The organism is Vicinamibacteria bacterium (assembly GCA_035570235.1).
GTDB lineage: Bacteria > Acidobacteriota > Vicinamibacteria > Fen-336 > Fen-336 > DATMML01.
In genome coordinates this window covers 180,041-200,415 of the sequence record DATMML010000042.1, presented here as the reverse complement: position 1 = coordinate 200,415, position 20,375 = coordinate 180,041, and the positions used below count along the sequence as shown (strand labels likewise).

The window sequence follows — 20,375 nt, the reverse complement described above, 5'->3', positions numbered from 1 at the left end:
CTGCTCGGGATCTCCACCGCTTGCAAGACCGCCCTCGACCAAAACAAGGTCGACCCCAACTTGAGCGCGCAGGGGCGGCGTAATGCGGCCGAACCCATCGCCCGTCGGGCATTGCAACAGCTGGCCGACTGGGAGGCCGCGAACCCCGACAAGATCTCGGACCAGATTCGCACGCTGTGGGAGCGGGTGCTCGGGATCGCGGCGATAAAGCCCCCGACCGACGTCGCCGAGCGGATCGCGTACGAGCTCCGGGCGCGCGAGGTCCGGGACCAGGTGCGGAAGCTCGACGCAACTACGCGGCTGCTTCTGTACTTCTCGGCCACTGACCCAGAGGTGATTGCGGCGTTTGAGGACGCCCCGCTGACGCTCGACCATGAGAGACGGGACGAGCCCCCGAAGCTCGTGCCGTTAATCGACCCCGAGCGGGTACGCGTAACCATGATCGAGAGAGCTCGCGCTGCAGACCCCGAAGCCGCCGCGGAGATGAAGGCGCTCGCCGTCGTCCGCGATGCCTTCGATGGCGCCGTCAAAACAGCGCAAAACGAAATCCTCGCCGAGTTTCCGTCCATGAAGCATGACCCGTTGGTGCAGCAGGCGGCCGGCATCACGCCGACCGGCCGCTAGGAGCGAGCACATGGCAGACGACAAGGTCCACCCCGGGCACGCGGCGCACGCTGCTGCTAAGGCTGGAGTAGCCGGCGCGACCGGGACGACGAGGAGCGGCACGACGCACGCGCCCGCAATCCACCCCGGCCACGCGCAGCACGGGGCCGCGCGAACCGGGGCCGCGCAAGCCACGGGCACGACGCCGGCCGACGGCAGCGTGATGCCGCCGTGGTCCGAGAGTGTGACTGCGGGGTACCCGGCCCCGTCGAGCGACAGGGACATCAGCACCATCGAGGCCGGGCTTTACCCGAAGCCGGACAGCGGCGACGGCAGATAGAGAGTCTTCGGCGGGGGACCTCCAAGGGTGGCGGCGCGACGCCTTGAACCTTGCTCCGGCCCCGCCGACGCGCCACGTACCGGAGTGAGGACGCCCGTGGGAGCGGGCCGTGCCCCACAAGCCGGCGGCGCGCGGGGATACGCGTCGCCGGCACGCGGCCAGCTTAAGCGGAGGACCGTGATATGGACGCCGTGCAGGACCCCAGTCTTCAGCGGGAGTGCGTGGCCTGCCGCCGCGCGTTCGTGCTCTCCGCCCGCGAGGCCGCGTGGTACCGGAGCCAGCGAGACGCCGACGGCCGGCCGTGGACTCTGCCCGAGCGGTGCCTGCGGTGTCGCCGCCGGCGGCGGGCACGAGCGGCCCTGCGCTTGGCGCGAGCCGGCCTGCGTGCTGGGTTCGGGGACCACTAGCGTTCCTGATGGCCACTGTGGCCTAGGGCCTTGTTTCAGGCGGGAGGCCACTAATGTGCCTGAAGGCAAGCGACTTATGCTTGGAATGACACTGTAGTCTTTGGCAGGTCAGGAGGGATTTGACTTGACTGCGTTGTGATGATGCCTAAAGATGGCATCCGAAAGTAGGTGGGGACGGGGGGATTCGAACCCCCAAGGCGATTTCGCCGGTCAGTTTCAAGCTGACTGCGTTTTCCAATTTCGCCACGTCCCCATCGGTCGTAAACGGCGGGAGAGGAGGGAATCGAACCCACAAGCCCTGTCCAGGCTGCCGATTAGAAGTCGGTTGCACCTGCCATTTGTGCGACTCTCCCACCAGGGCGGTGATCGTTAGCATCGGTTACCGCCCTTCGTTTTTCACGTTACCCTTGACCTCCCCCGCATCCGGTTGTGGCTTCTTAAGAAGCTTCAGCCGCAACTGGTCCTCCTGCTCAGCAGGACCAAGCCAAATCCAGTAGTCACCTTCACGCTTCACGCTGTGTTGGCGCAATAGAGCCGCATGAATCTCCCGGAAGGGGGTGTTTGTCCGAAATCGGAAGGTCCCGATGTTCAACGCGGTCAAGAGTTCGTCGGGGGTGAGCTTTTTATGCTCACGCACCACTGCTACGCACGCCTCGGCCAAGCGCCACCCCACGAAGCGGACGCGATCCAACATCGTCTTCCAATCCATGGGCGCGGCTCCTTCGGTTCTCGCCACGACCATCGCCAAGTGGTCACGCGTGAGACAAAGCTGCTTTTCGGTAAGTTCAACGCGCGCTTCTAGGGCGAGAAGGTTGGCGGTCAACTCGTAGTACTTCCTGATCTGGTCCTGGAGCTCGTGGTACAGCCCATGGAGGAATGCATCAGCCTCAGTTGTGGGCGGCATCTTCATCCTGTTTGTGACCTCTTTCCCACACTCGTCTTTCGGCATTCTCGCCACCTCCACTGTAGCCACAGAGACTAACCGAGAAGTCACCACAGTGTCAAGGGGGGAGGTCGCCCTCGCCCCTGGGCACCCCCCCCCCGGGGAAACGCTACCCGCCCCCGGCGGCCAAGCCAGCCCCCCCCCCTCCCGCCCGGAGCTGCCCCGCCCCGGGGCCGGCCCAGCCCCCTGCCCAGCCGGCCGCGGCGCGTCGCTCCTGCGGGCGTATACACGCTGTCGCCTAAGCCACTGCCGGTACAGGGAATTTCCGTGGTGACCGCCGTGTGGCGCAACAGTTTCCTGTTGAGACTTGCCCGGAGCCAGTCGATGATCGTGGACAATGAAGATTCATACCCATACGACGGTCGACGGCAGGCCGGCTCTCGTTTACGAGCCCGAAAACGACGAGGACGCGGCTGCGCTCGAAGCGAGCGGCGACGTGGATAGAGCTGTTCTGTTTGCGGACCACAGGGAGGAGGAGGAGCGATGAGCGCAGCGGCAATTTATGCACGCAAGAGCAACGCCCAGGACGGAGTCGCCGAGGAGGCCCGGTCCGTGGAGCGGCAGGTCCACGGTGCCCGCGCCTTCATTGCCAAGCAGGGTTGGACACTCCACGAGGGTCACGTTTACCAGGACGACGGCGTCAGTGGGGCGCTCTGGCTCAAGCGCCCGGAGTTTCGCCGCCTGATGCGGGACGCGGCGGCCGGGGCCTTCAATGCGGTCGTCTTCTACGACCTGGACCGCTTCGGCCGCAACGCCCGGCACACCATGGAGGCGCTTCACACTCTCGCCGACCTGGGGATCAGCGTCTGGGATTACTCCACGGGCCAGCCGGTGGACCTGGACAGCTTCGTGGGCGAGACGATGGCGTTCCTCCGGGCGCGCTTCGATCAGGAGGAGCGGGAGAAGGCCCGCAAGCGCGTGCGCGACGCGATGCGTCGGAAGGCTGAACTGGGTCACGTGGTGGGGGGCGACGTGTTCGGCTACGACAACGAGCGAATGCCAGACGGTCACGTCGAGCGGCTGATCAACAAGGCGGAGGCCGCAGTCGTGCGCGACATCTACGGGCGCTTCGCCGCGGGCGAGAATCCCAGGGCGATCGCGCACACACTGAATCAAGCCGGCATCCTCGCGCCCCGCGCTCGCCGTGGCAGCCCGCACGGCTGGTCGCCGGGGACCGTGCGCGCCATCCTGATGCGTCCGCTCTACCGGGGCGTGATCGTGTACGGCCGCACGGCCGTCAAGTACGGCCGCGAGCTCGGCAAGCAATCGGCGCGGGAGAAGGGGCAGGTGCCGCGGCCCGAGGCAGAGTGGATCCGTCTCTCGAGACCCGAGTGGGGGATCGTGGACGAGGAGCTAGCGGGACGCGTCGACGCTTTGCTCGACGAGCGGCGGACCCGCCACGAGGCCACGCTCGCCAGGAAGGACGGCCGGGCCCCCGACAAGGCGCACGGCAAGTACCTGCTCTCCGGCGGCATGCTGATCTGCCCGACGTGCGGCCGTAACTTCGAGGCCCGAGCGTGGGGCGCCCCCGGCGGCGTGTACGTATGCGCCACTCGGCGGCACAAGCCGGGCCTATGCAGCAACTCGATCGTGCTGCCGATCCGCGAGGCCGACGACTTGGTCCTGTCGATTATCGAGGACGAGATCCTCGGCACGCGCTACATCGCAGAGCTACTGACGCTCGTGGACGACGCGCCCGACCCGACCGCGCACTTGGAGACGGAGCGGGACCGTCTGCGCGCCGAGGTCGATCGGTTGGTCGAGCTCGTCGCTGCCGGGGTGCAGGAGAGCACCGCCGCGCCGAAGATCAGGGAGCGCGAGGCCGCGATCGCGCGCATCGAGGTGAGGCTCCGCGAGCCGCGCCCGGAGCGGCCCAGCCGCGAGCGTCTCCGCGCGGCATTGGAGCGCCGGACGACGGAGTGGAAGGCCGCGCTGCGGGCGGAGCCGAAGATCGCGCGGCTCGTCTTGCGCAAGCTCGTCGGACCGCTGATCATGCACACCCCGCCGCCCGACTTCCTCCGCGGGGCCGGCCCCGGCGACCTGCCCGAGCACCTCCGGTGGGAGGCGCCCGTCCTGCCTAGCCTCCTGGACGGTCTCGTCCCACAGGCAAAACCCCCTTGGCGATCGCGGCCTGCACGGTGTGGAGCGCCTTTTCCATCAGGGAGAGAAGCTCCTCCTCCTGTTCCTGCTTGGGGAGGGCTTTTTGGAGCACCTCGGTGTAGGGGACGCGCTTGCGCCAGAGCACGGTTCCCTTGTCGTAGACCCGGACCTCGAAGCAGGCCTGCTCCACCCCCAGGTCCTCGACCTGCAGGTGGTACTCCTTCCCGCCGTGCTCGTAGACCTTGTTGACCCCGGCCAGCATCTTTCCCAGCGCATCGCGCCGCCCGTGGTCGGCGACTTCGACCGCCCTCCTACACCGGCCTCGCTTCGCTGGCGCGGGTAGCGGCCACCCGGCGCAGCCAACGGTCGAAGAACCAGTTGCCGACCCGGTACTCCTTCCCCTCCGTGGCCAGGTAGCCCAACATGAGCAGGCCGTAGATCTGCGGCTCCACGCTCTCCTCGCCCTTGCCGAGGGCCTGGGCCAGCTCCCGGCGCGAGCGCCGGCCCTCCCGGGACACCTCCTCGAGGATGGCCCGCTCGCCCTCCTCCAGGGTCTGGAAGTCCACGGAGAAGAAGTTCGAGACCATCTCGTCCGACGCCACCTGGTCCAGGGTTCCCGCGAGGTCGCGGCTTTCGAAAAGCCGGCTGGCAATGAGCTGGACCAGGAAGGGATGGTTCCCGGTGCGCTCCATGATCACCTCCACCTCGTCGCCCCGGAAGTTCCCCCGGGCCAGAAGCGACCGGCTCTCTTCGGGGGCGAGGGGGGTGAGGTACAGGGGCGGGACGAAGCCCTGCAGGAAGGGGGAGGTGGCGAAGTCGGTCCGCTCGTCGATGCGGGCCAGCCTCCGGGTGGAGGTGAGCACCGTCCGCACCTCCGCCCCCTTCTGGAAGATGCGGCGCAGGCGGGGGATCACGCCCGCGTCGACGCGGGCCACGGTCAGGAGCTCCTCCGCCTCGTCCACCAGCAGCAGCAGTCGCCAGCCGCTGCGAACCGTCCGCCGCACGAGGGTGGTCACCATCTCGCTCGCGGGCAGGCTCTCCAGGTCCTCGACCGAGATGTCGGTGGCCCGACGGAAGGCCTCGCTGTCCTCGACGCTGCCCAGGAAGGTCTCGGCCAGGCCGCGGGCGTCGCCGCTGCCCTGGAGGTCCCAGTAGAGGGGAACGAAGGGGGACTGGGAGCTCTGCTGGACGCGGTGCTCGAGCTCCTTCAGGAGGCTGGTCTTGCCCAGCCGCCGCGCCCCCAAGATCCACAGGGAGTGGCGCTCGCCCTCCAGGATCTCGCGCAGGATGCCGGAGCGCCCGAAGAAGTTGTCCCCCCGGACCCAGCTCCCGGCGATGAACGGGTTGCGCATGCGAGGGTCCCTAGTCTACTTCAGGCGGAGGCCGTCTGCTCCAGGGCCAGGCCCTCCGGGGTGTCGCTCCCGCCTTCGAAGTGCACGGTCTCCCGGACCGCCTCGACGTCGGCCCCCGTGATCGTGGTTCGCCTCTCCTCGAGGATGCGGTTGACGGCGTGGACGCAGAACTTCTGGATGAGGTAGGGCCGGAGCTGGGAGAGCTCGAGGATCCTCTCCACCGCTTCTCCCCGGAAGCTGAAGATGCCGGCCACGGGGGTGCGGATCAAGGCCTCCGCCTCCTCGCGGGAGAAGGCCTTGAGCTCGATCTCGTCGAAGAAGTTGTACCAGGGGCTGACCTCGCTGTTCCAGGTTCGCTTGATCCCCACCCCGCACATGACCGCGACCAGGTTCTCGGAGAAGGTCTTCATGAAAATGCCGCGCAGGCGCTGGTTGACGCGTTCGGAGTACTCGTTGAGCACGTCCACCTCGTCGATGAGCAGGGCCAGCTTGATCTTCCGGGGCGTGCGGGTCTTGAGCTCTTCGAGCACCCGCTGCAGGTCGTGGCTGAAGTCGCGGCCCTCGTAGCCCTCGGCGGAGGGGCGGTAGCGGATCGCGGAGAGGGTGGCGGGTGACAGTTCGAGGCCCTCGACCACGTCCGCCATCAGGGCGTGGAAGAACGCCGTCTCCGGCACGCCCTGGAGGTCGGTGAGGACGGGGAAGAAGCGGTAGTCGGTCCCCTCGTCCTCGGCCAGGGTCTTCTTGAGGTGGTAGAGGAAGGTGGTCTTTCCGATCCTACGCTCGCCCGTGACCATCAGGCTGTTGTGATGGAGGACGTTGAGCATGCGGGCCATGAGCTTCTGCCGGCCGAAGAACATGTCCTCGTCAAGGACGGGAGCCCCCGCGATGTAGGGGTTGAACCGCCGGCGCACGGCCCGCCGTCGTCGCACCCGCTGCGCGCCCCAGCCCAGCCCGATCATGCCCACCGCCGCCCCAAGGGCGGAGGGGAGGAAGAGGGCTGTCTCGTAGAACCGGAGGCGCCTCGTGAAGTGGAAGATCTCGGGGGTGGAGGTGAGCCCGGTGTTGTCGATGGCGGTGACCGCGATCTCGTTGGCCCCCGGCTCGAGGGGCAACTCCTCCCGGAAGGTCAGGGTGCGCGGGGTCTCTCCCGAGTCCAGGGGGGGGCTCGGAGTCTGCTCCGCCACCAGCTTGCCCCCCACCCGGAATTCCACTTTGGCGATGCCCCGGTCGTCGTTCGCGATCCCGACCAGAGCCACGGTGGGCCCCTCGATGGTGTCGCGCGCGCGGCGCGGCTCGATGAAGCTCAAGCGGGGGGGCTCGTTGGGGAGCCATTTCGCGAAGAGGGCCTCTCCCGTCCGCCGCTCGGCCAGACCCATCCGCTCCTTGGCCCTCACGTTGCCGGGGTCGAGGCGCAGCACGTCCTCGAAGGCGACTCCGGCCTCGGGGAATTTGCCCCCGGCCAACAAGCGCTCGGCCTTGGCAAAGAGGCGGTCGATCTCGACCTTGAGCTCCTTCTGCCGCTGCATCCCGGCCACGATCTTCTGGGCCCGGTCGAGCAGGTCACGAGCGTCGGGGTTGCCGGGATCGGCGGCGGCGTCCGTCAAGGGGCCGAGGGCCGGCTCGTACTGGCCCCCTTCGAACAAGGCCTTGCCCTCGCGGAAGGACTGGGCCCGCTTCTCCCGCGTGGTGGAAGCGAGAATCTTCTCCTGGGCCACTCTCTTGCCTTCGAGGGCGGGGCCGCTTCGGGCATCGAGGCGGAGCACGGCTTCGAAGGCCAGCTGGGCCTCCCCCGCCTTGCCCTCCGAGAGCAGGCGGGTCCCGTCGGCCAGGCCCTGCTCGATCTGACGGGCGCGGGCCGCCGCATCCGCGACTTCCTTTTGATCGGCCCGGATCCTCTCCCGTGCCTCCGTGACGCGGCGCTGGAGGTCCGGGTCCAGGTTCTTGGCCAGGAGCTCGGCCTGGATGAGGCGGGCCAGGGCGTCTTCGGGGCTGCGCTTTTTGGCCAGCTCCGCGCTCTCCCGGAGCAGCCGTTCCGCCTCCTGCCGGGCTTGGCGGGCCATGTCCTCGGCCTGGCCGTTGCTGGCCTCGGCCCGAAGCTTCAGCAGGTCCTTGTAAGCCTCGACTCTCTTGATGGCGCCCCGGCTCTCCTCCTGGTTGAAATGCTCGAGGGAAGTCTTGAAGTCCCGCATTCGCAGGTAGCAGACACCCATGTAGTAGTGGGGCAGGTAGTCCACGAACTGCAGGCCGTAGGTCTGCTCGTTCAGGACCGAGGAGGGCTTGAGCCGCAGCGCCTCCTCCAGCGCCTTCAGGGCTTCCGGATAGTGGCCGGCGGGAATGAGGTGGTCTCGCGCCTCGAGGTAATAGTCGTACCACTCCCGGACGGCGAAGGCCGGGGACGCGGCGAGCAACAGGACCAAGCCGGCCAGGAGGGGGGCGCGTCGTCCCATGGCCGTCACTCTAGAGGCAGGCCGCCCCGGGCGAACCCCGGGGCGCCCTCGTCACTTCTCGTACATGGCGGCAATCAAGGCCCCGCGGGCGGTGGCGGTCAGGGGATCGGAGGCCATGCGCACCTCCGAGACCTGTATGGGAAGGGACCGGGATTTGAGGGTCCGCTCGAAGAGCTCCTTGAAACCCCGCGGCTTCGCGGTCCCTCCCGAGAGCACGATGGGCAACGGCCTCTCCGTCTTGGGCAGTTTCTCGGCCCGGGAGATGGCCCGGCGCAGGCCGTCCACCAGGGTCTCCATCAGATCCTCGTAGTAGATGTGGAGAGCCTTGTCCAGCTTGTCGCGGGGGGGACGGGACAGATCCAGGCTCTCCTCCTTCGTCACCTTGACCCGGGTGGCGTGCTCGTCCACCACCGAACCCGCCGCCCGATCGATGAAGTCCCCGCCCTTCGCGATGCTGAACATGATGGAGGGGATCGACAAGTAAGCGAGGGTGGCATTGCACATCCCGCCCCCGCAGGAGATCCCGATCCCCGTGAAGCTCTGGTCTTCCAGCTCGGAGAAGATCACGGCCAAGCCTTCGTTGATGGGGACGGCCCGATAGCCGTGGGACTGGAAATAGCGGCGGAGGGTGGCCTCGTGATAAGTGAGCTCGGCCTCCTTGCCCGGGATGGGGGCGGGGACCGAGAAGGCGAGGATCTCGCCCGCGGTCCGCGCCTTGGGGACCAGACTCTCCAGGATGGCCTCCAGCACCGGCATGGCCTGCTTCTCGCGGGGGTTCAGCAAGCCGTCGGCCATGGGCCGGCGGCCCTCGGCGTTGAACATGTTCGCGAAGCGCTCGGTGGCGGTGCCGTAGATCACGAGCTCATCCCCGTCCCGGAAGTAGTGGATGTCGCTCTGCTGCTGGAGGGTGCGCTCGGTGAACGGGGTGTAGGCCACGGGCAAGAAGGCGTTGAGTTGGGAGGCGGACTGGACCTCCCGCGCTTGCCGGCGGGACACCACCACCTTGCTCGTCCCCACGTCGAGCCCCACCGGGTTGGCGCCTGGCTTGACCAGATCCTCGATCCGCTCCGGGGCCGCCTCCGTCGCTACCTTCCACAGGTGGTCCTTGTTCTCGGCCATGCTCTTAACCTCCGCTTCCATGAATGGTGGCGCGTCCCCGCGCCGGCGTCGCTCGGGCGGGACGCCGGCCCTCGCCGGGTGGGCTCTGGGCCCCGGGTCCGACCGGGGCGGAACTCGCCTCCTGGTCCTTGGTCTGCTCCGCCAGCCAGCGGTCGAAGAGGTCCTGTCTCTCCCGCCGGAGTTCTTCCACGGTATTGCCCCTGGTGGCGGCCTCCGCGAGGAGGGTCTGCTCCGCCTCGCGAACCCCCGCCCAAGGCTCGCCCATCACGCCCAAGAACTGCTCGTCGTACTGGAAACCGAAGACGGCCACGCTGGGTGCGGGCCGGAGGTACTGGTTAGGCAAGCCGAAGGCCTCGAACGGGAAGCCCCGGGCCCAGTCCAGGTGGTGACCGATGAGGTGCTTCTTCGGGTTGACGCTGGCCAGGCCGTGGCCCACGCACATGTCGGGGGCGACGGACCAGCGGCCGCGCAGGTAGTCAGTGAGATTGCGCCCGGCCGCCAGCTGGGCTTGGGTGATGGGCAGGGCCCGTCCACCTTCCCATCGGGTCTCGAAGCATATTCCCAGGAAAGCGTTGTTCAGGCTGAGGAAGAGGCGGTCCCCCTGGCTCCAGACCGCCATGCCCGCGTGGTTGGCCTTGTCCGTTTCCTCCACCACCCGGAACACCCGGCCGAAGCGGTCGATGAGGTAGTGGTAGACCCGGTTCCGCTGCAAGTACTTGAGGAGGCCGTGGCTGCTCGTGCGCAGGCTCTCGTTGTGGGCCTCGTCGAGCGGCCAAATGTCGCTCTCCGAAGTGTGGAACAGGATACCCACGGGTGTGGTCTGAACGGTCTCTTGCATGCCGCTCGCCTGGTCGAAGACCCGGAAGCGCCGCGGCTCGCCCCCCACCGCGAAGGTGGTGTCGATGCGCAGGCCGTTGCTGTACTGCTCCCAGCCCTCGCCCTTCTCCACCATCCAGATGGCGGCCGGGCTCACGCCCGCGGGCAGAGCGGGCAGGGTCTCCGCCACGGGGAGGAGGGCGGGGGCGGGCGGAAGCGCAGGCGCCGCCGCGGCCGGGCGCGAAAAGTGATAACCGGTGGCGCTCACCCCGGCGATCGTGGCCAGGAGGGCGGTAGCCAGGGCCGGGGCCTTGCTCCGCCGCACGGGTCGGGGGCCCGGCTCCGGCGTCGCCCCCCAGGGATTGTTGGTCAGGAGGTGGCGCATGCCGTGGAGCGGAGACAGCCGGTAAAGCAGCCGGCGGAGAGGCGAAAAACGGACCGCTTGCAACCGGCGGTCGGTCTCCTGGTAACGGGCGAGGGAGCCGCGGATGTAGCGGAGCTTCTCGACCGGATCGCGGATGGCGCGGCTCTTCTCCTCCAGGTCGAGGACGAAGTCTTTGCCGACGGCAGGGAGGTGCCGCTTAGCGGCCGCGAGGTCGGGCCGCCTCGTGTTCCCGCGCGTCCTGACCCCGACCCCAGTGCCGGCCACAGTCCCCCCAAACGGTTCTGAGGCCACGGATTATAGGCCGGAGGGCGGGGCGGAACAAGTCACGTCAAGGTCTGAAAAGCGGTCTCGGGAAGAGAAGAGAGGCGCGGGGGGACCGCAGGTAGGGGAAGAGGATCGCGCAGGAGGGGACCTGGAACAGGCTCTCCACCACGACCGAAGCTGGAAAGGTGACGGGCGCCCGAATGAGGGCGAGACAGAGCACCACCCCGTAAGTCACAAGCGTCGCGAGGCAATAGACCATGGCGATCGAGCGGCAGAGAGCCAACCGCCGCCAGAGGCCCGCGGCCAGCAGGAAATAGAGCAGGCCGCGCCCGAGGGCCTCCCAGACGGGCCAGAAAGCCAGCGGCCGGGGCGCTTCCCACAAGCCGAGAGCGATCTCCGCGACACCGCTCAAGGCAAAAAAACCCACGCTCCAGGAGATCCCTTGCGACCGCCCGGCGGGCGTGGGCGTGGCGTCAGCGGGCCCCGTGGTGATCAATCGTGTCCGCGTCCTCGGGCATCGTTCACGGTCCGCCCAGACGTCTTTGGGGTTCTCGCCGCTCCACCCTCTTCGCGTCCGGCCTACTAGCGGGAACTCCCGTCGGGGGCGAGTCCGGATGCTATGCTACTACGAGCGGACGCCGACTCGGACCTGAGCCGCCGGGGGCATCCGCTGCTCGGTCGCCACCGGTGCCCGGGGTCGCGCTCGGGTCGAGCGTTCGAGAGTGCCTTGAGGGCCGCCGCGCACGGACCTAGAATGGAAGGCGCTACGAGATGACCCAGGGCCGGCCGGTGTTCAGCGCGAAGGCCAAGGAGGGGATGCGGCGGCGGTCGCCGCGGCTCTCCATCGAGCTCGAGGCCTCCCTCTCCGGCCGCTCCTCGCGTCCGGTGACGGTCATCGACCTGAGCCTCAGCGGTTGTCTTGTCCGCTGCGACGCTCTCCTGGAGCCCGGGACCGTCCTCGACCTCAGCCTCCGGATCGACGCCGCCCCCTTCGCGGTCAAGGTCCAGGTAGCGGAGGCGTGCGTGGACGGGGCGTCCCTGACCGAGCAGGCCCCGGGATTCCTGGCCGGCCTCCGATTCCTGGGCATGCCCGCGGCGGCGGCAATGCGGCTGCGAGGCTTCCTGGAGGCAGAGAGGCGACGGAGGCGCAGTGCGCACTCGCCCGCTCCATGAGGTCTCGGCGCGGGAGCTCCGGCCGCTCCTGGAGGAAGAGACCGAGCACTGGGGCGGGGAACTCCTCTGGGACTTCTCGGACGTCTCCTCGGCCGTCGCCAGCGGGCTCGAGCGTCGGGCCCTGACCGGACAGGTCCTGCACGACGGCCCGCGGGCGGTCGCCTACTGCTACTACATGGTGGACGGGGGACGGGCCATCGTGGGGTCGCTCTTCGCCGCGGAGCCGTTCCGCGGCCAGGGCCTCGAGGAGGGGCTGCTCGACCGGGTCCTCGCCGAGGCCAAGGCCCAGCCGGGCAACGACCGAGTGGAATGCCAGACCCTCTTCTCCACCGCCCCCGGAGCCAACGGCCGTTTCGCTTCCGCCGGCTTCCGGAGCCGGGCTCGGCACTACCTGGTCCGCGACCTGCGCGATGTGGGACCGCCCCCCTCCCACGACTTTGACCTGAGGGGAGTACGGCGGGACGACCTTCCCGTGGCCGCCGAGATCATCCACCGCAGCCACCAGGGAAGCCTGGATGCGGCCCTCAACCTCACCTACGCCACGGCCCCCCTCTGCCGCGGCTTCGTGGAGACGCTGGTGCTGCGGGCGGGCTGCGGACGCTTCGACCCCGAGGCCTCCTTTCTGGCCGAGGGACCGCGGGGCCCCATCGGCGTCCTCCTGGCCAGCCACCTTTCCCACACCAACGGGCACGTCTGCCAGGTCTCGGTCGTGCCGGAGGCCCAGGCCCGGGGGCTGGGCACCGTGCTCGTGAAGAGCGCGCTCGCCGCCTTTCGGTCCCAGGGCCTTTCCACGGCCAGCCTCTCCGTGACGGTGGACAACGTGCGCGCCCACCGCCTCTACACCACCCTCGGCTTCCAGCTCCGCAAGCAGTTCGCGGCCCACGCATGGGTGCGGCCCCCCGCCCGGATCGACCTGCCCGCTTGAACTTACTGCTCGCGCTGGCCCTCGCTTCCTCGGCGTCCGGCGCGGTGGTGGTCGTGCCCCCGGAGGGTCCGAGCACGCCCGACGCCGCCTGGGTCGCCCAAGCGGTGGCGGATGTCCTCCCCCGCGCCCTCGGGCTGCTGGCCGTCCCCGCCGTGGACCGCGCCGACCGGTTGCGCGCCCAGGAGGCGCTCGGGATCCCGCCCTTGACCCTGACCCGCGCCACCAGCATCCGTGTGGCCGAGGCCCTGGGCGCTTCCCGCCTGGTGGTGGGCACCTGCCAGCTCGAGGGGGGAGTGGTCCGCTTGGCCCTGCGGCTTTTGGACGTGGAGCGGGCGACCCTGAGCGCGCCCCTGATGGCCTCGGGCCCCCTCGAGACCCTGCCCGCCCTCATCCAGGGCCTGGCCTGGGACATCGCCCTCTCTGGCCCCACCCGGCCCTCCCGCAACCGCGAAGAGTTCCTTGCCCTGCGGGCGGGCGTCCCCTTTGAAGCCTTCCGGTCCTACGCGCAGGGGCTGGCCGCTTCCGACCCTGCCCTGCGCCTCAGGCGGGTCAAGCGCGCGCTGGCCCTCGCCCCCGGCTACGACGAGGCCCGGCTCACCCTCGGCCGTCTGGAGATCGAAACCCGCGACGACGCGGCGGCCGCGGAAACCCTGGCGCGGGTGGCCCCGACATCGCCCCTCGCGCGCACGGCACGATTCCTCCGCGGCGCCGCTCTCTTGCACCTGGGGCGCTACCGGGAGGCGGCCGACCTCTACCAGGGCCTCGTCGCCGAGGAGGCGAGTGCGGCCGCCCTCTCCAACCAGGGCGTGGCCCTCCTCCGCCTGGGCGCGCCCAGCCCGCGCGCGTCCGCGGTCTTCCGGCAGGCCCTGGAGAAGGGCCTCGCCTTTCCCGACCTCTCCTTCAACTTGGCCTGGGCCCTGTTCCTGGAGGGGGAGCCGGCGGCGGCCGCGTTCTGGCTGCGCGGGCTGACGCGCCGCGAGACGGGCGACGCCGCCGCCCACCTGGTGCTCTCCTGGGCCCTGCGCAAGGCCGACCACGAGGCGGAGGCGGTCGAGGAGTGGCGGATGGCGGTCGCCCTGAGCCCGTCCTACGAGCCCTTGGCCGCCCCCGACCCGAGCCGCCGCTTCGAGCGGATCCTCACCTCCGAGCGCCCGCTGGTCGGAGAGGGCGAGGGCCGCAGCGGCGCGGAGATGGCGGCCACCTACGCGGCCCGGGGGGAGAAGCTGGCGGAGGCCGGGGAGCGGGAGGGTGCCCTGGCCGAGCTGACCCGGGCGGCCTATCTCGATCCCTACAGCGCCCGCGCCCACCTGCTCCTCGCGCGTCTCTTTAGCGAGAGCGAGCTCGACAAAGCCGCGGGCGAGCTGCGCATGGCCCTCTGGTGCCGCGACGACGCGACGGTGCGGCTCGAACTGGCGGGCGTGCTGATGAAGCTGGGGCGGGGGGCGGAAGCGCGGGCCGAGGCCCGCCGCGTCCTCCAGGCCCTTCCCGACAGCGCGGCCGCCCGGCGGCTCCTGGAGACCCCTTGAGGGACGCGGGTCCGGTCCGGGCCGCCTATAATCCGGGGTAGCGATGACGCTCGCGAGCCTTTGTCTCTTCCTTCTTCTCTCCCCCCAGAACGCGGAACCCTCGCGGCCGGCTCCGTCCCGGCCCGGGCTCTCCTGGGCCGACGCGGACGCGCTCGCCCGGCAGCTCGAGGAGCTCGACCGGCGGTTCAAGGCCGGCGGGCTCGCGCCTTACCAGAGCGTCCTGGTGACGGAGGCCCAGCTGAATTCGTACCTGAACCTGGTGGTCAAGATGCCGCCCGGCGTTTCCAACCTGGAGGTCCACTTCGAGGCGGAGAGGCTAGTCGCCCGGGCTCTGGTGGACCTGGACCGTGTGCAGGGGAGACCGCCCACCCAGGGCCTCTTCAACCCCTTGGCCCTCTTGAGCGGCACGGTGCCGGCCGCGCTCAAGGGGCGTCTCCCCAGCAAGGACGGTTTCGCCAGCCTGCAGTTCGAGGAGGTGCGCCTGGGGGCCTTCCCGATCCCCGTTTCCTTCCTCGCCCAGATCATCTCCTCCGCTACCCGCACCCCCGAGAACCCGCAGGGGTTCGACATCCAGTCCCCCTTCCGCCTGCCCTACGCGCTCAAGCGGGTTCGGCTCCAGCCCGGCCAGGCGGTGTTCGAGTTCTGAGGCTTTGGACCCCGCCTTCGCCCCCCCCGTGGGATGATCGGGCGGGCGAACATGGACCTGGGGACGGCCGTCCTGTACGTGAAGGGGGTGGGGCCCCAGCGCGCGACCGCGCTCGCCCAGGGCGGGGTGCTCACGCTCGAGGACCTGCTCTACCACCTCCCCCTCCGCTACGAGGATCGGCGGAGCTTCGCCCGCATCGCCGATCTGCGGCCGGGGATGAAGGTCGCGATTGCGGGCACCATCACCGTGGCCGGCCTTCGCCGGGCCCGGCGCATGACCCTCTACGAGGTGCGGGTCGAGGACAGAAGTGGCCGCCTCAAGGTCCTCTGGTTCAACCAGCCCTTCCTCAAGGACGTGCTCCCCCGCGGTCAGCGGGTCTTCCTCTTCGGGGGGGTGGAACGAGATGCACGGGGGCGCGGCCTGCTCATGTCCTCCCCCGAGTACGAGGTGGTGGCCGCCGACGACGCTCCCGGGGTCCACACCGGCCGCATCGTTCCCATCTATGAGAAGCGGGGGCCGCTCTCCGGGAAGGTGCTGCGCCGGATCCTGACCCACCTGGCCGAGCAGATCCCGGACGACCTCGAGGACCCCCTGCCGGGGGAGGTGCGGGAGCGCTTGGGGGTGGCCGGGCGGGCCGAAGCCCTGCGCGGCGTCCACCGTCCGGGGCCGGAGGCGAGCCTGGAGGCCTTGAACCACTCACGCAGCCCGGCCCACCTCCGGCTCATCCTCGAAGAGTTCTTTCTCTTCCAGCTCGGCCTGGCCCGGAGGAGGAAGGGGCTCCGGGGGGCCCGCAAGGGCATCTCCTTCCAGATCACGGACCGCACGCGGGAGGTGGTCAAGCGCATTCTCCCTTTCCACCTCACCGCGGCCCAGAAGCGCGTGCTAAAGGAGATCGCGGACGACATGCGGTCCCTCCATCCCATGAATCGGCTGATCCAGGGCGACGTCGGCTCGGGCAAGACCATGGTGGCCCTGCTCGCCATGGTGGTGGCCCTCGAGAACGACCACCAGGCCGCGTTCATGGCCCCCACCGAGATCCTGGCCGAGCAGCACTTCCTGACCTTCCGCCGCCTGCTCACCAAGAGCCCCTACCGCGTGGAGCTCTTGACCTCCGCCCTCACGCGCAAGGAGCGAACCGCCGTCCTCGCCCGGCTCTCCTCGGGGGAGACGCAGATCGCGGTGGGCACGCACGCCCTCATCCAGGAGGGCGTTGTCTTCCGCGCCCTGGGGCTCGCCGTCATCGACGAGCAGCACCGTTTTGGCGTCCTGCAGCGCGAGGACCTGATGCGCAAGGGCTACGCCCTGGACGTCTTGGTCATGACCGCCACCCCCATCCCCCGCACCCTCGCCCTCACCGCCTATGGCGACCTGGACGTGTCGGTGGTGGACGAGAAGCCTCCCGGGCGCACGCCCGTCCGCACCCTGCACCGCCCGGCCTCGGAGCGCCGGGCGGTGCTGGACCTGGTGAGGGGCGAGATCACGGCCGGGCGCCAGGCCTACGTGGTCTACCCCCTGGTGGAGGAGTCCGAGAAGCTCGAGGACGTGCGGGCGGCGGTGGAGATGACCGCGGAGTGGCGGGCGGCCTTGCCCGCAGCGCGGGTGGGGCTGCTCCACGGGCGGCTCAAGAGCGGGGAGAAAGAAGCCGTGATGGCCGCCTTCGGCCGCGGAGAGATCCAGGTCCTGGTGGCCACTACCGTGATCGAGGTCGGGGTGGACGTGGCCAACGCCACCGTGATGGTGGTCGAGCACGCCGAGCGCTTCGGCCTCGCCCAGCTGCACCAGCTCCGGGGCCGGGTGGGCCGAGGGGGAGGCCCCTCCACCTGCGTGCTCCTCTCCCACGGACGCCTCTCCGAGGTGGCGCGCGCCCGCCTGGAGGTGATGGTTGCGACCACGGACGGGTTCTTGATCGCGGAGAAGGACCTGGAGATCCGCGGGCCCGGGGATTTCTTCGGCACCCGCCAGTCGGGGTTGCCCGCGTTCCGCGTGGGCCGCCTGCTGCGGGACCGCGACCTTTTGGAGCGAGCCCGGGTCGAGGCCTTCCGCTGCCTCGAAGAGGCCTCCCCGGAAGGCCCCCTCCGAGCCTTCCTCGAGCAGGGCGGTTGGGAGCGGCGGTTCGGGCTCGCCCAGGTCGGGTAGGGCGCGCGGCCAGGAACCGTGGACGCCGTCCCCCTCCGGCGGTATCGTATCCGGCGTGCCCAGGATCATCGCGGGCCGCGAGAAGGGCCGCCGGCTCGCCGCGCCAAAGGGCCTCCTCACCCGCCCCACGGGCGCCCGGGTCCGGCAGACGCTCTTCGACATCCTCGCCCCCGCCCTGCCCGGTTGCCGCTTCTTGGACCTCTTCGCGGGCAGCGGCGGCATTGGCCTGGAGGCGCTGTCGCGGGGGGCGGCGCGGGTGGTCCTCGTGGACGGGGACCCGGCCGCGGTGGCGGCCATTCGCGAGAACGCGCGCGCCCTTAAGGGGGCGGGGGGCGAGGTCCTGGTCTTCCGTCAAGAGGCCCGGCTCTGCCTGGCCGGCCTCGCCGCCCAGGGCGCGCGCTTCGACATCGTCTATCTGGACCCGCCCTACGCGAGCGAGCTTTACGAGCCGCTTCTGGAGGGGCTCGCCTCCGCGGGCCTGCTGGCCGCGGAGGGGGTGGCGGTGGCCGAGCATTTCAAAAAGCGCGCCCTCCCGGAGACAATAGGGGGCCTCGTCCGGACCCGCTTGGTCCGGGTAGGCGATCAGCGTCTGAGCTTCTACCGCGAGCGGGCACCGGGGGGGGAGCCGTGAACCGCAAGCCGAAATCGCTGGCTGTTTTCCCGGGCTCTTTCGATCCCATCACCAACGGCCACATCGACATCGTGGCCCGCGCCCTCTCCGTCTTCGACGAGCTGGTGATCGCGATCCTGAACAACGCCGACAAGCGGCCCCTCTTCAGCGTTGAGGAGCGGGTGGAGATCATCCGCGAGGCCTACCGCGGCAATCCCCGGGTCCGGGTGGACACTTTCTCCGGGCTCCTCGTGGACTACGCGATGAAGGCGGGGGCCTCCGTCATCGTGCGGGGGCTGCGCGCGATCTCGGACTTCGAGTTCGAGTTCCAGCTCGCGCTCATGAATCGCCGCTTGAACCCGGGCATCGAGACCATCTTCATCATGGCCGCCGAGGGCTATTCCTACGTCTCCTCCCGCTTGGTGAAGGAGGTCTTCCAGCTCGGGGGCTCGGTGCGGGAGCTGGTGCCGCCGGTGGTGGAGCGCCGGCTGGGGGAGAAGCAAGGCCTGGCCTCCGTCGCCCCCCAGAGCCGGCGCCGGCGCCGGCGGGTCCGATGACCGGCACCGGGTCCGCGACCGACCTCTCCGCGCGCGTGCTCAAGCTGCACACCTCCCCCACGGTGGCGGTGTCCCAGCTGGCCGCGGCCATGAAGGCCAAGGGGGTGTGGGTCTTCGATTTCAGCGTGGGGGAGCCCGACCAGCCCACTCCTCCCCACATCTTGGCCGCGGCCGTCGCCGCCCTGGAGGCGGGAAAGACCAAGTACGCTCCCTCGGCCGGCCTGCCCGAGCTGCGCGCGGCCGTGGCCAGCCGCTACAAGAAGGACTTCCGGCTCTCCTTCGCCCCCGAAGAGGTCGCTATCACGGTGGGCGGAAAGCAGGCCCTCTACCTCGCCGGCCAATGCCTCTTCGACAAGGGGGACGAAGTCGTCATTCCCTCGCCCTACTGGCCCACTTTCGCGGAAGCCGCGCGCCTAGCGGGGGCGCGCCCGATCTTCGTCCCCGCCCAGGAGAAGGACGGTTTCAAGATCTCGGCCCGCATGATCAGCAAGGCCACCGGACCCCGCACCAAGGCGGTGGTGCTGAACAGCCCCGGGAACCCCACCGGCATGCTCATCGATCCCGACGAGCTCTTGGTGATCGGAGACATGGCGCAGCGGCGGAAATTCACGCTCCTCTACGACGACACCTACTCCCAGCTCGTTTTCGACCGTCCCGATCCCTCCGCGCTGCAGACCCTGCGCGACTCGGTGGGGGATCGCCTGGTGATCATCGGTACCACGTCCAAGACCTACTGCATGACGGGCTGGAGGATCGGCTGGGTCCTGGGGCCAAAGGCCCTGGTGGACGCCTGCGCGGCCCTGGCCTCCCACAGCACCCAGAGCCCCACCACCTTCGCCCAGGTGGGCGCGATCGAGGCCCTCACCGGTCCCCAGAAGTTCGTGCAGGGCCTGGTCGCGGAGTATCGGCGCCGCCGCGACTTTCTCCACCCCGCCATCGCCGCCCTCCCCCGCGTGACCTGCGTGGAGCCCGAGGGAGGCTTCTATCTCTTTCCGAACCTGGCGCGCTACCTGACCCCCGAGATGCCGACCAGCCTCGAGCTGGCGCGCCGGCTGCTGGAGGAGAAGGGCGTGGCCGTCGTTCCCGGGGAGGGCTTCGGCGCCCCCGGTTACATCCGGATCTCGTTCGCCCGCTCTCTGGAGGACCTGCGGGAAGGGGCCAAGAGGATCACCGCCTTCCTGGCGGAGCGCCGGGGAGAGGCGCCGCCCGCCGAATGACGGGGCTGGATCTATCCGAAGGCGCGCCCGTAATCCTCTACCTCCACAGCCCCAAGGAGAGGGTGTGGGGACTGCTCCTCTCCCTCCAGCCGGCGGGGGTGGTGGTCCGGGGCCTCGATCTCGTGGCCTTCGACGATTGGATGCGGCAGCTGGCCCGCCAGGAAGAGAGCGTGATCGGGCTGACGACCGTCTTCTATCCCATGGGCCGCGTGGAGAGGATGGAGCGGGACGAGACCGTCGGCCCCCTCACGAGCTACGCGGATCGCTTCCTGCGCGAGGTGGGCCGGACGGTGCGGCAGGTCCTGGGGCTCGACGGCTGAGCTAACGCCCCTCGAAGAACGCGCCCGCCAGCGGCCCCACGGGGGCTAGGAACGTGGGGGCGAGCAGGAAGAGGTCGCCGTTCTGGCCGATCCGGCGGCGGAAGCCCACGACCACTCCGCCCCGCCCGTATCCGCTGTTCCAGAACCGCCCATAGGCGTAGGGGCCTGCCGCGGGGGGGTAGGTGGGAGACTGCTGCGAGCGGTAGAAGCCGGCCACGGAGTAGGGCCCGCGGTAGTCGAGGCTCGGGCCCTGGTATCCGAAGTAGTTTGCGCTCGGGTCGGAGCGATAGAAGGATGAGATGTCGTAGGGGTTCTGCAGGACCCGGATCCGGCGCACGGGCTCCGAACGGGCCTCTTCCTCGTCCTTGGCCTCCTGCGCCCAGGCCGCTCCCGCCATCGCCACCGCCAGGATCGCGAACGCCGCGCTCTTCCGCATTGTCGTTTCTCCCTCTCGCTGGATTATACGACTCCGCGCCAGGGAGGGTTGTG

20 protein-coding genes and 2 tRNA genes are annotated in these 20,375 nt (G+C 69.6%); 13 read left to right on the top strand and 9 right to left on the bottom strand.

Annotated elements, in window-relative coordinates; all coding sequences use genetic code 11:
• Positions 1-624: hypothetical protein (locus tag VN461_08060; protein ID HXB54720.1), on the top strand; the 624-nt coding region annotated here is incomplete at its 5' end.
• Between the two features lie 501 nt (positions 625-1,125).
• On the top strand, positions 1,126-1,350 hold the full coding sequence (locus VN461_08055; protein ID HXB54719.1) for a zinc-ribbon domain containing protein: 225 nt from the start codon (positions 1,126-1,128) through the stop codon (positions 1,348-1,350).
• A 169-nt stretch (positions 1,351-1,519) separates the two neighbouring features.
• On the opposite strand, the gene VN461_08050 is transcribed toward VN461_08055, so the two are convergent.
• The 3 genes from VN461_08050 to VN461_08040 form a co-directional block, all read right to left on the bottom strand.
• A tRNA-Ser gene (locus VN461_08050) sits at positions 1,520-1,603 on the bottom strand.
• A 15-nt stretch (positions 1,604-1,618) separates the two neighbouring features.
• A tRNA-Arg gene (locus tag VN461_08045) sits at positions 1,619-1,703 on the bottom strand.
• Between the two features lie 26 nt (positions 1,704-1,729).
• Positions 1,730-2,299: a hypothetical protein gene (locus tag VN461_08040; GenBank protein HXB54718.1), complete on the bottom strand. Its 570-nt coding sequence runs from the start codon at positions 2,297-2,299 to the stop codon at positions 1,730-1,732.
• A 331-nt stretch (positions 2,300-2,630) separates the two neighbouring features.
• Between VN461_08040 and VN461_08035 the strand changes: the two genes are divergently transcribed.
• Positions 2,631-2,780, top strand: a complete 150-nt coding sequence (locus VN461_08035) for a hypothetical protein (protein ID HXB54717.1) — start codon at positions 2,631-2,633, stop codon at positions 2,778-2,780.
• A complete protein-coding gene (locus tag VN461_08030) occupies positions 2,777-4,642 on the top strand; it encodes a recombinase family protein (GenBank protein ID HXB54716.1) in 1,866 nt (621 codons plus the stop codon). Before VN461_08035 ends, VN461_08030 begins: the two co-directional genes overlap by 4 nt.
• Positions 4,643-4,704: 62 nt before the next feature.
• Here the strand turns inward: VN461_08030 and VN461_08025 are convergent, their stop codons facing one another.
• From VN461_08025 to VN461_08005, 5 genes are all read right to left on the bottom strand, one after another.
• Entirely contained in the window at positions 4,705-5,745 is a 1,041-nt protein-coding gene (locus VN461_08025; GenBank protein ID HXB54715.1) for an AAA family ATPase, read from the bottom strand.
• A gap of 20 nt (positions 5,746-5,765) precedes the next feature.
• Complete coding sequence (locus tag VN461_08020) at positions 5,766-8,192, bottom strand: hypothetical protein (GenBank protein HXB54714.1); 2,427 nt, start codon at positions 8,190-8,192, stop codon at positions 5,766-5,768.
• Positions 8,193-8,243: 51 nt separating this feature from the next.
• Positions 8,244-9,311: a cell division protein FtsA gene (locus tag VN461_08015; protein ID HXB54713.1), complete on the bottom strand. Its 1,068-nt coding sequence runs from the start codon at positions 9,309-9,311 to the stop codon at positions 8,244-8,246.
• Between the two features lie 4 nt (positions 9,312-9,315).
• On the bottom strand, positions 9,316-10,776 hold the full coding sequence (locus tag VN461_08010; protein ID HXB54712.1) for a peptidoglycan recognition family protein: 1,461 nt from the start codon (positions 10,774-10,776) through the stop codon (positions 9,316-9,318).
• A gap of 64 nt (positions 10,777-10,840) precedes the next feature.
• Positions 10,841-11,203: a hypothetical protein gene (locus tag VN461_08005; protein ID HXB54711.1), complete on the bottom strand. Its 363-nt coding sequence runs from the start codon at positions 11,201-11,203 to the stop codon at positions 10,841-10,843.
• 344 nt (positions 11,204-11,547) lie between these two features.
• Between VN461_08005 and VN461_08000 the strand changes: the two genes are divergently transcribed.
• From VN461_08000 to VN461_07960, 9 genes are read left to right on the top strand one after another with little or no spacing between them, the layout of a single operon-like run.
• Entirely contained in the window at positions 11,548-11,949 is a 402-nt protein-coding gene (locus VN461_08000) for a PilZ domain-containing protein (protein HXB54710.1), read from the top strand.
• Positions 11,927-12,874: a GNAT family N-acetyltransferase gene (locus VN461_07995; protein HXB54709.1), complete on the top strand. Its 948-nt coding sequence runs from the start codon at positions 11,927-11,929 to the stop codon at positions 12,872-12,874. Before VN461_08000 ends, VN461_07995 begins: the two co-directional genes overlap by 23 nt.
• Entirely contained in the window at positions 12,871-14,400 is a 1,530-nt protein-coding gene (locus VN461_07990; GenBank protein ID HXB54708.1) for a tetratricopeptide repeat protein, read from the top strand. Before VN461_07995 ends, VN461_07990 begins: the two co-directional genes overlap by 4 nt.
• Before the next feature lie 43 nt (positions 14,401-14,443).
• Entirely contained in the window at positions 14,444-15,046 is a 603-nt protein-coding gene (locus VN461_07985) for a hypothetical protein (protein HXB54707.1), read from the top strand.
• A gap of 51 nt (positions 15,047-15,097) precedes the next feature.
• Positions 15,098-17,182 carry an ATP-dependent DNA helicase RecG gene (gene recG / locus VN461_07980; GenBank protein HXB54706.1) on the top strand — a complete coding sequence of 695 codons (2,085 nt, stop codon included), beginning with the start codon at positions 15,098-15,100 and terminating at the stop codon, positions 17,180-17,182.
• Positions 17,183-17,237: 55 nt separating this feature from the next.
• Positions 17,238-17,813 carry a 16S rRNA (guanine(966)-N(2))-methyltransferase RsmD gene (rsmD, locus tag VN461_07975; GenBank protein HXB54705.1) on the top strand — a complete coding sequence of 192 codons (576 nt, stop codon included), beginning with the start codon at positions 17,238-17,240 and terminating at the stop codon, positions 17,811-17,813.
• Positions 17,810-18,349 (top strand): pantetheine-phosphate adenylyltransferase, encoded by a 540-nt coding sequence (gene coaD / locus VN461_07970; GenBank protein ID HXB54704.1) that lies wholly within the window; start codon positions 17,810-17,812, stop codon positions 18,347-18,349. The genes rsmD and coaD overlap by 4 nt, the downstream gene beginning before the upstream one ends.
• Entirely contained in the window at positions 18,346-19,566 is a 1,221-nt protein-coding gene (locus tag VN461_07965; protein HXB54703.1) for a pyridoxal phosphate-dependent aminotransferase, read from the top strand. The genes coaD and VN461_07965 overlap by 4 nt, the downstream gene beginning before the upstream one ends.
• Positions 19,563-19,886 carry a hypothetical protein gene (locus VN461_07960; GenBank protein HXB54702.1) on the top strand — a complete coding sequence of 108 codons (324 nt, stop codon included), beginning with the start codon at positions 19,563-19,565 and terminating at the stop codon, positions 19,884-19,886. Before VN461_07965 ends, VN461_07960 begins: the two co-directional genes overlap by 4 nt.
• A 1-nt stretch (position 19,887) precedes the next feature.
• Here VN461_07960 and VN461_07955 read toward each other — a convergent pair whose 3' ends face one another.
• Positions 19,888-20,322, bottom strand: coding sequence for a hypothetical protein (locus VN461_07955; GenBank protein HXB54701.1), 435 nt, complete (start codon positions 20,320-20,322; stop codon positions 19,888-19,890).
• Between the last annotated feature and the right edge of the window lie 53 nt (positions 20,323-20,375).

What these genes read in the sequence shown, in the direction of transcription:
- VN461_08015 (HXB54713.1), bottom strand. Translation starts at nt 9,311, where the DNA reads ATGGCCGAGAACAAGGACCACCTGTGGAAGGTAGCGACGGAGGCGGCC.
- VN461_08030 (HXB54716.1), top strand. Translation starts at nt 2,777, where the DNA reads ATGAGCGCAGCGGCAATTTATGCACGCAAGAGCAACGCCCAGGACGGA.
- VN461_07955 (HXB54701.1), bottom strand. Translation starts at nt 20,322, where the DNA reads ATGCGGAAGAGCGCGGCGTTCGCGATCCTGGCGGTGGCGATGGCGGGA.
- VN461_08020 (HXB54714.1), bottom strand. Translation starts at nt 8,192, where the DNA reads ATGGGACGACGCGCCCCCCTCCTGGCCGGCTTGGTCCTGTTGCTCGCC.
- VN461_08040 (HXB54718.1), bottom strand. Translation starts at nt 2,299, where the DNA reads ATGCCGAAAGACGAGTGTGGGAAAGAGGTCACAAACAGGATGAAGATG.
- VN461_08035 (HXB54717.1), top strand. Translation starts at nt 2,631, where the DNA reads ATGAAGATTCATACCCATACGACGGTCGACGGCAGGCCGGCTCTCGTT.
- VN461_07960 (HXB54702.1), top strand. Translation starts at nt 19,563, where the DNA reads ATGACGGGGCTGGATCTATCCGAAGGCGCGCCCGTAATCCTCTACCTC.
- VN461_08000 (HXB54710.1), top strand. Translation starts at nt 11,548, where the DNA reads ATGACCCAGGGCCGGCCGGTGTTCAGCGCGAAGGCCAAGGAGGGGATG.
- VN461_07985 (HXB54707.1), top strand. Translation starts at nt 14,444, where the DNA reads ATGACGCTCGCGAGCCTTTGTCTCTTCCTTCTTCTCTCCCCCCAGAAC.
- recG (HXB54706.1), top strand. Translation starts at nt 15,098, where the DNA reads ATGGACCTGGGGACGGCCGTCCTGTACGTGAAGGGGGTGGGGCCCCAG.
- VN461_08055 (HXB54719.1), top strand. Translation starts at nt 1,126, where the DNA reads ATGGACGCCGTGCAGGACCCCAGTCTTCAGCGGGAGTGCGTGGCCTGC.
- VN461_07965 (HXB54703.1), top strand. Translation starts at nt 18,346, where the DNA reads ATGACCGGCACCGGGTCCGCGACCGACCTCTCCGCGCGCGTGCTCAAG.
- VN461_08025 (HXB54715.1), bottom strand. Translation starts at nt 5,745, where the DNA reads ATGCGCAACCCGTTCATCGCCGGGAGCTGGGTCCGGGGGGACAACTTC.